We start from the raw sequence: 9,410 nt of genomic DNA, 5'->3' as shown, positions 1-9,410 counted from the left end.
GGATCTCAGGCTCGTCCGTTGTAACGAGAACCACATGCTCGAAATGCGCCGAAGGCCTGCGATCCGTGGTGACCACGGTCCACTTATCTTCAAGGATGCGCGTCTTCCCCGTCCCCATGTTGATCATGGGTTCGATGGCCAGCGTCATGCCAGCTTTGAGGCGTGGGCGGTCGCCCTTTTTTCCGTAGTTCGGCACCTGCGGCTCTTCGTGAAGCTTTCTGCCGACCCCATGGCCGACGAACTCACGCACAACGGTGTAACCGTATTGGGTGACGTGGTGCTCCACGCTGTGGCACAAATCGCCAAGCATCCAGCCGTCACGTGCGAATTTGACGGCATTGAGAAGTGATTCTTCGGTGGCGGCGAGAAGATGCAGCGTTTCCTTAGCCACATTGCCAACAGGAACTGTCAGAGCATTGTCCCCTACCCAGCCGTCGTAATAGACACCGACATCGATTTTAACGATGTCGCCATCCTGAATCACGCGCGGACCACCGATGCCATGAACAACTTCTTCGTTGATGGAGATACAGATGGTACCTGGAAACTGGCGGTAGCCAAGGAAGGCACTGGTGGCACCGCACGCCTTGATTTCGGCAGCGGCAAAGCGATCAACTTCGGCGGTCGTCACCCCAACATGCACCTGTGAGGCGGTTTTGATCAGCACATCACGTGCGACCTGGCAGGCCCTGCGGATACCCTGCTGCTGCGCGCCGTGACGGATTGGGATGTTCCCCGATTTTACAAAAGCCATGACGCGCTGGATGAGGCTCACTTAAGAGCAAGTTTGTACACGACGCCAATCAAGACCATGATGGCGAGAGCAACCCACAGCCACACGACGGTGGTGGAGTCCACGGCGCGTGCGCCCTGCTGGATGCGATCCACGCGACCACGGATACGGCCCTTCTTGAGGAAACCGTCATAGTGGCTCTGCAGCAGATGCGTTTCGACCTGGCGCATGACATCAAGGACGACGCCAACGAGGATCAGCAGGCTGGTGCCGCCAAAGAACTGAGCAGCCGAGCTGGAAATTTTCATCGAACTGCTGACGACGCCCGGCATCACATAAAGGCCAGTCAGGAAGATGGCACCGGCAAAGGTGAGACGGCTCATGGTGAAGTCGAGGAAGTCAGCTGTCGGCTTGCCAGGGCGAATGCCCGGAACGTAGCCACCGCTCTTTTTAAGGTCTTCAGAAATCTGCGTCGGCTGGAACATCGTAGCCACCCAGAAGTAGCTGAAGAAGAAAATCAGCAGCGAGGAAGCCACATAATAAACCCAGCCACTGCTGATGAACAGCGCCATGCGCTGGATCCAGTTCACATCTTTGAAGAGCGAAGCCAGAATGGTGGAGGGGAACAGAAGGATGGCTTGGGCGAAGATGATCGGCATGACGCCGGAATAATTGATCTTGAGCGGCAGATACTGTGTCTGGCCACCATAGACCTTGCGACCGACAACGCGTTTGGCGTAGGTGATCGCGATGCGTCGTGTCGCTTGCGTCAGGGCAATAACACCAGCGATGACCAGAATCATGAATCCCATGAGCAGGACGAGGGTGAAGGCGCTGGCTGGGCTGGCCTTGATGCTGCCAACGAAAGTCTGCCAGACCTGAATCAGAGCACCTGGGAGATCAGAAACGATGTTCACGCAAATAAGGATGGAGACACCGTTGCCAATGCCACGGTCCGTGATCTGCTCGCCCAGCCACATCATGAGCATGGTGCCAGCAGTGATGGTGATGACGCTGGTGAAGACGAAGCCAGCTCCGTAATTTGGAACAAGCGGCCTTCCGCCCAATTTATCGATGGCATCCTGCAAACCGGCCATCAGGTAGTTCTGGGCAGGATCGTGCAGAGACTGGGCCAGGAGTGTGGCCTGGAAGACGCAGAGCACAATGGTGGCAATACGGGTGTATTGCGTGATCTTCTGGCGACCACCTTCTTCACGTGCCAGTTTGCTCAGCGGCGGCCAGACAGCCGTAAGTAGCTGCAGCATGATGCTGGCGCTGATGTAGGGCATGATACCCAGAGCGAAAATAGCGCAGTTCTGCAGCCCACCCCCGCTGAAAATATTGAGCAGCGCGGCGACCTGTGAGGCACCGGAGGCATTGTCACCCGCTTTGTTTTCAATCCAGGCATTCAGCACGGTGGCATCAACACCCGGAAGTGTGATGGACGTGCCGATGCGGACGATGACAATCATCGCCAAGGTGAAAAGGATGCGCGAGCGAAGTTCGGGGACTTTGAAGCTGTTGGCGAAAGCAGAGATCATGAGAGAGAGGCTCTAAGCGAAGATGGGCCTGCTTCCTGACAGCATTCGCTGCGCGGAGACCGGCCCATCAAAGAGGTTGGTTGGGTCAGAAAAATCAGGCAGCGATGGAACCGCCTGCCTTCTCAATCTTTTCACGGGCCGTAGCGCTGACTTTCGCGCCTTGGATAGTGAGCTTGAGGGCAAGATCACCAGTGCCGAGAATCTTGATGAAGTCGCAATTGCGGCTCACCAGACCTGATTCACGCAGTGCGGCTTCATTGATGACAGCGCCATCCTGAAAGGCTTCGTTAAGTTCGCCAACGTTCACGACTTCGAAGACGTCCTTGAACTGCTTGTTGTTGAAGCCCTTCTTTGGCAAACGGCGATGCATTGGCATCTGACCACCTTCAAAGCCTGGGCGAATGCCACGACCAGCGCGTGCCATCTGACCTTTGTTGCCTTTACCGGAGGTTTTACCGTGACCGGAGCTTTCGCCACAGCCGATGCGCTTGCGGCGCGTCTTGGCACCGGGGCGGGGTTTGACGTCTTGGAGTTGCATGGAAATTTAAAAGAGGAAAAAGAGATTCAATCAGAGGGCCTTGCGCTCTTTGATTTCCTTGCCGCGAGCGCGGAGGATTTCATCGGCAGGGCGCAGTGCGGTGAGCGCAGCAAGAGTAGCGCGGACAACGTTGGCGTGGTTGCTGGAACCCAGCGACTTGCCGATCACGTCCTTGACGCCTGCAGCTTCAAGAACGGCGCGGGCGCCGCCACCAGCAATGATGCCGGTACCTGCCGTGGCAGGCTTGAGGAGGATGTGTCCGCCACCATGGGAGCCCACCACTTCATGAGGGATGGTGCTGTCCTTGAGGCAGATGGAGAACATGTTCTTGCGGGAAGCTTCGGTCGCCTTCTTGATGGCGTCGGAGACTTCGTTGGCCTTGCCAAAACCGCAGCCCACTTTGCCCTTGGCATCGCCGGAAACGACGAGTGCGCTGAAGCTGAAGCGACGACCACCTTTGACCACCTTGGCGCATCGGTTGATGTGAACGACTTTTTCGACACCATCCGTCTCACGCGGCGCACGATCATCACGACCACGGAAACCACCGTAGGAAGGAGTCGGAGCTGCTGGTGCTGGAGCCTCCGCAGGTGCGGCGGCTGGGGGATCGATAACTACTGTTTCTTCGGCCATAAATTTACGCGAGGCGGTTTTAGAATTTCAGACCCTTTTCACGGGCGGCATCTGCAAGGGCTTTCACCTTGCCGTGATAAATGAAACCGGCACGGTCAAAGACCACTTCGGTGATGTTTTTTGCCATGGCACGCTCAGCGAGGAGAGCACCGACTTTCGTGGCGTTCTCGACGTTGGCCTTGCCAGCGCCGTAGCCTTTTTCCTTGGTGGAAGCCGAAACGATCGTCTTGCCGGCAGCGTCGTCGATGACCTGGGCATAAACGTTCGTGTTCGAGAAGTAAACTGCGAGGCGGGGACGCTCGGCGGTGCCGCTGAGTTTGCGGCGGATGCGCTTGTGGATACGAGCGCGGATATCTTTGCGATTGGTAAGAGCCATGATGAGTATCTCCGGAAATTATTTGACGGATTTGCCGGCTTTACGGCGGATGTGTTCGCCCACATAACGCACGCCCTTGGCCTTATAAGGCTCTGGCGGGTAGTAAGCACGAATGTCAGCAGCGAGCTGGCCGACAACCTGTTTGTCGATGCCTTCGATGGCGATCTTGGTGTTTTCGGTGACGGTCACCTTCACGCCCGTTGGAATGGGGTGCAGACGGTCATGGGACTGGCCAAGCTGAAGATCAATGTTCGAACCTTTGACCGCAGCACGGAAACCCACGCCGTGGATCTCAAGATTGCGAGTGTAGCCCTGGCTGACGCCGATGAGCATGTTCGAGATCAGACGCTGGGTGGTGCCGTGAAGGGCGCGCACTTTGCGGTCTTCGGAATCGCGGGTGACGTTAATGGTCTTGGCGTCCGAATTGACTTTAACACCGAGAGGAAGAGTCCAGCCGAGTTCGCCCTTCGGGCCTTTGACCTGCACAGAGCGGTCGTCACCAACCTTGATGGTGACCTTGTCTGGAATGGAAATGATTTGTTTGCCTACGCGTGACATAATGGTTGTGACGGTTGGGGGTTACCAGACTGTGGCGAGGAGTTCACCGCCCACTTTGGCCTTGCGGGCCTTGGCACCAGTCATGATGCCGCGTGGTGTGGAAAGGATGGAGATGCCCAGGCCGCCAAGGACGCGAGGAATCTCGGTGCTGCCGACATACTTGCGCAGACCAGGCTTGCTGACGCGGTCGATCTTGCGGATGACGGCGGTCTTGTCCTGATACTTGAGCTTGAGCTTAAGGCGGGGATGGGTGGCGTTGGTGTCCACTTCGTAGCCCCAGATGTAGCCTTCTTCCTGCAAAATGCGGGAGAGTTCGGCCTTCAACTTGGAGAAGGGAATGAGCACCTGCTCCTGCTGTGCTGAGCAGGCGTTGCGGATGCGGGTGAGAAAATCTGCGATCGGGTCGGTCATGACGCTGAGGGTGTCCGGGTGTTGGGGTTATGCGGCGGCTTCAGTGCCATCTTCCTTCTTCGGCTGAGCGACGCGGGTGCGGAATGGCATGCCCAGGGTGCGCAGCATTTCACGCGCGTGGTCATCATTGTTCGTGCTGGTCACGAAGGTGATGTCGAAACCAAGCTGACGCTTGATCTTATCGAGCTCGATTTCTGGGAAGATCGACTGTTCGGCAACGCCGAGGGTGTAGTTGCCACGACCGTCAAAGGCACGGGGGGCGACACCACGGAAGTCACGAATACGAGGGATGGCGGTGCGCACGAGACGCATCATGAAGTCATACATCTTGCCACCACGAAGGGTGACCTTGACGCCGACGTTTTCACCTTCACGCAGTTTGAAGTTGGCGATTGCCTTCTTGCTCTTGGTGATGACGGGCTTCTGGCCGGTGATGAGAGTCACTTCATTCACGGCGTCTTCGATCGCCTGCTTACGCTCTGCCTGACTGCCGATGGCGCAGTTCACGACGATTTTTTTGAGCTGAGGTACTTGGTGGATGTTGGCAAGACCGAGCTGGGTTTGCAGCTCAGTGCGTTTTTCTTTATATAGGGTCTGTAGGATGTGTTCCATGATTCAGTTTGGGCTGTGCCGCCTTTCCCTCGATGATCGCACCGTGCGGGAGCGACGATGACGAGGGGGGAGGCAAATGGGGGGCGTTGCTTTAGGCCTTGGCCTTCTTCTTCGCAACTTTCTTTTTCTTCTCTTTCACAGGCGCATCAACGCGCTTGACATTCGAGATATGGATCGGGGCTTCTTGCTCTTGAAAGCCGCCGGCCTGATTTTGCTGGGTTGGCTTGATCGCTTTCTTGATCATGCGCACGCCTTCGACGAGCACGCGGTTTTTAGCGGTCTGCACTGCCAGGACAACTCCCTGAGCGCCTTTGGCGGCTCCGGAAATGACGACGACATTGTCGCCTTTTTTAACGTGGGTCTTGGTACGGCTCATTGGAATTACAGCACTTCAGGTGCGAGGGAAACGATCTTCATGAAGTTTTTGTCGCGCAGTTCACGGGCCACTGGGCCAAAGATGCGGGTGCCACGCGGGTTGTTGTCTTTGTCGATGATGACCATGGCATTGCGGTCAAAGCGCAGGATCGAACCATCGACGCGGCGGATTGGGTGCGAGGTGCGCACGATCACAGCGCGGACGACTTCACCTTTTTTCACGGCAGCGGTCGGGGTCGACTCACGCACGTGAGCGGTGATGATGTCGCCAACGTAGGCGAAGCGGGTGTTTTTCTTGCCGAGCACGCCGATCATCGTGGCCAGTCGGGCACCGGTGTTATCAGCCACCGGGATTGAGGACTCCATTTGCAACATAAACTGTTTCTCCTAGTCAGGTTAGGGGGTTCAAAAAATACGACTAGTGCTTCTGCACTTCGATCAGTTCCCAGCGCTTCAGCTTGGAAAGTGGGCGGGTTTCGGCGATGAGCACCTTGTCACCTTCTTTGGCCACGCTGTTTTCGTCGTGGGCATAGAACTTGGAGGTTTTGCGCACAATCTTCTTGAAGATTGGATGCGGAACGCGGCGTTCGACTTTGACGACGATGGTCTTCGTCATCTTGTCAGACACCACGGTGCCGACGCGCGTCTTGCGCACGGCTGGTTTTTCGGTGGCTGCAGGGGCTGCTGCGGTGGGTTCGCTCATGATATTAGAAATGCTTCAGGGGGTGATGACCGAATCAGGCGGCCTTCTTGGCAGCCGCAGCGCGGGTGCGCTCGGTGATGATGGTTTCGATCCGGGCGATCTCGCGGCGGATATGGGTCAGACGGGCTGGATTTTCGAGCTGACCGCCACCTGCGCTCTGCTGCACACGCAGATTCAGCGCTTCCTGCTTCAGTTCGCGACGGCGTGCGGAGAGTTCTTCCACAGTCGATTCACGGAGTTCTTTGATCTTCATAATTCAGTTCGCGTTGGTTATTTGTGCAGGCTTTCGCGGCTGACGAAGCGGCAGCGGAGGCCCAGCTTCGTAGCGGCAAGACGGCAGGCTTCACGAGCAGTGGCTTCGTTCACGCCGGAAATTTCAAACAGCATGTGACCTGGAAGGACGACTGCAACCCAGAATTCTGGAGCGCCTTTACCCTTACCCATTCGGACTTCCGGTGGACGCTGGGTGACTGGCTTGTGAGGGAAAATACGGCAGAAAACTTTTCCTTTACGCTTGAGGTAGCGGGTGATGGCCACACGGCAGGCTTCAATGTGGATGTTTTTGATCCAGCCGCGCTCAAGGGTCTGGAGACCGAAGTCACCAAAGTCCAGTTTGTTGCCGCTGGTGGCGTTGCCGCCGCGGTTGCCGCGCTGCGATTTGCGATATTTTACTCTGCTTGGAAGAAGGGCCATACGTCTAGGTCCGGTGGAAAGGGTTTAGTTCGAAAGAAGGGGCAAATTAAGCCTGGGCTGCTGGAGCGGGGGCTGTAGCTGGGGCACCATAGCCACCACCACCACCTGGACGGCCACGGTCACCACCACGGGGACCAGGAGCGCCTGGACGGCGGTCACCACGATCATCTCTGCGTGGACGACGGTCGCCGGAAGGACGGGAAACGCCTTCAGGAGCATTGCCGCGGTTCATCCAGCACTTGACGCCGATGATGCCGTAAACAGTGCGGGCTTCAGCGAAGCCATAATCGATCGGGATACGCAGGGTCTGAAGAGGTACCTTGCCCTGGCGATACCACTCAGCGCGGGCGATGTCAGCACCACCGAGGCGGCCGGCGCAGCGGAGACGAATGCCATCAGCACCCATGTCCATGGCGGTCTGCACGGAGCGCTTCATGGCGCGGCGGAAGGAAATACGGCGCTCAAGCTGAACGGCCACGGCTTCAGCGACGAGCTGTGCGTCGAGTTCTGGCTGCTTGATTTCGAAGATGTCGATCTTCACCTGTTTGCCACCGCACATTTCAGAGACCTTCTGGCTCATGACGTCGATTTCCTGACCCTTACGGCCAATGACGAGACCCGGGCGGGCGGTGTGAAGAGTCACGCGGACCTGGTTCCAAGCGCGCTCAATCACGATCTTGGAGATGGCGGCCTGCATGAGCTTTTCCTTGAGGTAAGCACGGATGGCAAGGTCGCTGTGGAGCGAGTCTGCGTATTCTTTTTCAGGTGCGTACCACTTGGAGCGCCAGTCTTTGGTGACTGCAAGGCGGAAGCCGATCGGATTTACTTTCTGTCCCATAAAGTGAAGAGGTGCGGTTGGGGGGCGTTGCGGTTATTCAGAAGCTTTCTTGGCTTTGGCTGCCTTCTTGAGGGCAGGAGCATTGCGGCGGGCGGATTTAGGAGCCTTCTTCTCGCCTTCAGCCTTGGCTTCTTCAGCCTTCGGTGCGCCGATGATCACGGTGATGTGAGTCATGCGCTTCTTGATCGGAGCGGCTGAACCACGGGCGCGTGGCATGATGCGGCTCAGGACCGGGCCGGGAGTGGCGATGGCGGACTGAACGATGAATTCAGAGGCATCCTGCTCGTGGTTGTTCTCAGCGTTCGCGATGGCGGAACGAAGAGTCTTGCCAACAAGGAAGGCGGCTTTCTTTGGAGTGAAGTCGAGAACGCTCAGCGCCTGGGAGACGGGCATGCCGGTGATGGCACGTGTGACCTGACGGGCTTTCTGCGAGGAGATCCTGGCGTATTTGAGGACGGAACGGACGGACATAAAGCGAGGGGGGGTTCTTGACTTCGTTAGAGAGATTTGTTGAGATCGACGCGACCCCGGTCACCGACGCGGACGGGATCATTGGCAGTGGCCAGTTCCTGGACTACGGCACCACAAACAGAGTTGCGGACTTCAGTAACAAGGACTTTCGCGATGGGCTTGTCTTCGCGGTAAATTTCAAAGGGCATTCCCGGCTTCACCCCATCTTTAGCACCGATGGAGAGAACGGCGATGCCGAGTTCACTCTTCAGGCTGACGACGCGGGCGTTTTGCAGGTCACCCACAGCCTGACCGTTTTGACCACCACCGGCTTTGACAAGCGCAGCATCGGCAGTGGTAATGGCTTTGTTCAGGCGGTCGGCGGCGGCAGGATCAGCGTTTTGGGCGCTTTTCATCAGGCCCATGCCCGATTCAGCCAGTTCAATCAGAGCGTTGGCGAGTTCGTCGCGCTGCTCTTTCATGATACGCAGGTCGCTGAGGGCAGCGAGCAGGCGCTCCTGAGTTTGATCCTTGGAGTTTTCGAGTGCTCCAACGCCCAGACCTTCGAGGAGACCGCGCAGTTTTTCGTAGCGGTCTTTCAGTTCGTTGGTTTCGGCATTGGCGGCAGCGGCGCTCTGAGCCAGCGCGTCGTTCTTATCCTTGGCCGCAAGGATTTGAGCATCCTGGGCTTGAATCTTCGCGGCGGCGACTTGGAGCGAGATGTGCAGTTCCTGATTTTCGAGCTTGTCGTCCGCACGCACACCTGACACACCCACTGCAAGAAGCAGCGAGAAAGTGATGCAGGTGATGGAAGTGCGGAGTAACATGAAAATGCTCGATGCTCAGGAATTACTTGGCGGCCTTGACGGTGACGGCACCGTGAGACTTGAACAGACGGGTCAGGGAGAACTCGCCGAGGCGGTGACCGACCATGTTTTCAGTCACATAG

Annotated in this window: 17 protein-coding genes; all 17 read right to left on the bottom strand. The window is 57.2% G+C overall.

The window, feature by feature from the left end; genetic code table 11:
• Positions 1-754, bottom strand: a 754-nt coding sequence (map, locus tag ACIREA_RS18955) for a type I methionyl aminopeptidase (RefSeq protein WP_397383900.1), incomplete at its 3' end; no start/stop codon positions are given.
• A gap of 17 nt (positions 755-771) precedes the next feature.
• A complete protein-coding gene (gene secY, locus ACIREA_RS18950) occupies positions 772-2,274 on the bottom strand; it encodes a preprotein translocase subunit SecY (protein WP_397383899.1) in 1,503 nt (500 codons plus the stop codon).
• A gap of 94 nt (positions 2,275-2,368) precedes the next feature.
• Positions 2,369-2,812 (bottom strand): 50S ribosomal protein L15, encoded by a 444-nt coding sequence (gene rplO, locus ACIREA_RS18945; protein ID WP_397383898.1) that lies wholly within the window; start codon positions 2,810-2,812, stop codon positions 2,369-2,371.
• Positions 2,813-2,842: 30 nt separating this feature from the next.
• Positions 2,843-3,445, bottom strand: a complete 603-nt coding sequence (gene rpsE, locus ACIREA_RS18940) for a 30S ribosomal protein S5 (protein WP_397383897.1) — start codon at positions 3,443-3,445, stop codon at positions 2,843-2,845.
• Positions 3,446-3,464: 19 nt separating this feature from the next.
• Positions 3,465-3,824 (bottom strand): 50S ribosomal protein L18, encoded by a 360-nt coding sequence (rplR, locus tag ACIREA_RS18935; protein ID WP_397383902.1) that lies wholly within the window; start codon positions 3,822-3,824, stop codon positions 3,465-3,467.
• A 15-nt stretch (positions 3,825-3,839) separates the two neighbouring features.
• Entirely contained in the window at positions 3,840-4,379 is a 540-nt protein-coding gene (gene rplF / locus ACIREA_RS18930) for a 50S ribosomal protein L6 (RefSeq protein ID WP_397383896.1), read from the bottom strand.
• 21 nt (positions 4,380-4,400) lie between these two features.
• Positions 4,401-4,790: a 30S ribosomal protein S8 gene (gene rpsH, locus ACIREA_RS18925; RefSeq protein WP_395730657.1), complete on the bottom strand. Its 390-nt coding sequence runs from the start codon at positions 4,788-4,790 to the stop codon at positions 4,401-4,403.
• A gap of 27 nt (positions 4,791-4,817) precedes the next feature.
• Positions 4,818-5,402, bottom strand: coding sequence for a 50S ribosomal protein L5 (rplE, locus tag ACIREA_RS18920; protein ID WP_397383895.1), 585 nt, complete (start codon positions 5,400-5,402; stop codon positions 4,818-4,820).
• A gap of 91 nt (positions 5,403-5,493) precedes the next feature.
• Positions 5,494-5,778 (bottom strand): 50S ribosomal protein L24, encoded by a 285-nt coding sequence (rplX, locus tag ACIREA_RS18915; protein ID WP_300202268.1) that lies wholly within the window; start codon positions 5,776-5,778, stop codon positions 5,494-5,496.
• A 5-nt stretch (positions 5,779-5,783) separates the two neighbouring features.
• Positions 5,784-6,152, bottom strand: coding sequence for a 50S ribosomal protein L14 (gene rplN / locus ACIREA_RS18910; RefSeq protein WP_294398988.1), 369 nt, complete (start codon positions 6,150-6,152; stop codon positions 5,784-5,786).
• 43 nt (positions 6,153-6,195) lie between these two features.
• On the bottom strand, positions 6,196-6,480 hold the full coding sequence (rpsQ, locus tag ACIREA_RS18905; RefSeq protein WP_397383894.1) for a 30S ribosomal protein S17: 285 nt from the start codon (positions 6,478-6,480) through the stop codon (positions 6,196-6,198).
• A 34-nt stretch (positions 6,481-6,514) separates the two neighbouring features.
• Positions 6,515-6,733 carry a 50S ribosomal protein L29 gene (gene rpmC, locus ACIREA_RS18900; protein WP_294398985.1) on the bottom strand — a complete coding sequence of 73 codons (219 nt, stop codon included), beginning with the start codon at positions 6,731-6,733 and terminating at the stop codon, positions 6,515-6,517.
• A 17-nt stretch (positions 6,734-6,750) separates the two neighbouring features.
• Entirely contained in the window at positions 6,751-7,173 is a 423-nt protein-coding gene (gene rplP / locus ACIREA_RS18895; RefSeq protein WP_397383893.1) for a 50S ribosomal protein L16, read from the bottom strand.
• Positions 7,174-7,219: 46 nt separating this feature from the next.
• Positions 7,220-8,011: a 30S ribosomal protein S3 gene (rpsC, locus tag ACIREA_RS18890; RefSeq protein WP_397383892.1), complete on the bottom strand. Its 792-nt coding sequence runs from the start codon at positions 8,009-8,011 to the stop codon at positions 7,220-7,222.
• Positions 8,012-8,044: 33 nt separating this feature from the next.
• Entirely contained in the window at positions 8,045-8,482 is a 438-nt protein-coding gene (rplV, locus tag ACIREA_RS18885; protein ID WP_294398976.1) for a 50S ribosomal protein L22, read from the bottom strand.
• 26 nt (positions 8,483-8,508) lie between these two features.
• Positions 8,509-9,288: a hypothetical protein gene (locus ACIREA_RS18880; RefSeq protein WP_397383891.1), complete on the bottom strand. Its 780-nt coding sequence runs from the start codon at positions 9,286-9,288 to the stop codon at positions 8,509-8,511.
• 22 nt (positions 9,289-9,310) lie between these two features.
• The coding region (locus ACIREA_RS18875; protein ID WP_397383901.1) for a ribosomal protein S19 family protein at positions 9,311-9,410 on the bottom strand (100 nt) is incomplete at its 5' end.

The sequence above is a fragment of the Prosthecobacter sp. genome, from assembly GCF_044373815.1.
Classification (GTDB): Bacteria; Verrucomicrobiota; Verrucomicrobiia; order Verrucomicrobiales; family Verrucomicrobiaceae; genus Prosthecobacter.
This window is presented reverse-complemented; position numbering and strand designations above follow the sequence as displayed.

What these genes read in the sequence shown, in the direction of transcription:
- secY (WP_397383899.1), bottom strand. Translation starts at nt 2,274, where the DNA reads ATGATCTCTGCTTTCGCCAACAGCTTCAAAGTCCCCGAACTTCGCTCG.
- rplO (WP_397383898.1), bottom strand. Translation starts at nt 2,812, where the DNA reads ATGCAACTCCAAGACGTCAAACCCCGCCCCGGTGCCAAGACGCGCCGC.
- rpsE (WP_397383897.1), bottom strand. Translation starts at nt 3,445, where the DNA reads ATGGCCGAAGAAACAGTAGTTATCGATCCCCCAGCCGCCGCACCTGCG.
- rplF (WP_397383896.1), bottom strand. Translation starts at nt 4,379, where the DNA reads ATGTCACGCGTAGGCAAACAAATCATTTCCATTCCAGACAAGGTCACC.
- rpsH (WP_395730657.1), bottom strand. Translation starts at nt 4,790, where the DNA reads ATGACCGACCCGATCGCAGATTTTCTCACCCGCATCCGCAACGCCTGC.
- rplE (WP_397383895.1), bottom strand. Translation starts at nt 5,402, where the DNA reads ATGGAACACATCCTACAGACCCTATATAAAGAAAAACGCACTGAGCTG.
- rplX (WP_300202268.1), bottom strand. Translation starts at nt 5,778, where the DNA reads ATGAGCCGTACCAAGACCCACGTTAAAAAAGGCGACAATGTCGTCGTC.
- rplN (WP_294398988.1), bottom strand. Translation starts at nt 6,152, where the DNA reads ATGTTGCAAATGGAGTCCTCAATCCCGGTGGCTGATAACACCGGTGCC.
- rpsQ (WP_397383894.1), bottom strand. Translation starts at nt 6,480, where the DNA reads ATGAGCGAACCCACCGCAGCAGCCCCTGCAGCCACCGAAAAACCAGCC.
- rpmC (WP_294398985.1), bottom strand. Translation starts at nt 6,733, where the DNA reads ATGAAGATCAAAGAACTCCGTGAATCGACTGTGGAAGAACTCTCCGCA.
- rplP (WP_397383893.1), bottom strand. Translation starts at nt 7,173, where the DNA reads ATGGCCCTTCTTCCAAGCAGAGTAAAATATCGCAAATCGCAGCGCGGC.
- rpsC (WP_397383892.1), bottom strand. Translation starts at nt 8,011, where the DNA reads ATGGGACAGAAAGTAAATCCGATCGGCTTCCGCCTTGCAGTCACCAAA.
- rplV (WP_294398976.1), bottom strand. Translation starts at nt 8,482, where the DNA reads ATGTCCGTCCGTTCCGTCCTCAAATACGCCAGGATCTCCTCGCAGAAA.
- ACIREA_RS18880 (WP_397383891.1), bottom strand. Translation starts at nt 9,288, where the DNA reads ATGTTACTCCGCACTTCCATCACCTGCATCACTTTCTCGCTGCTTCTT.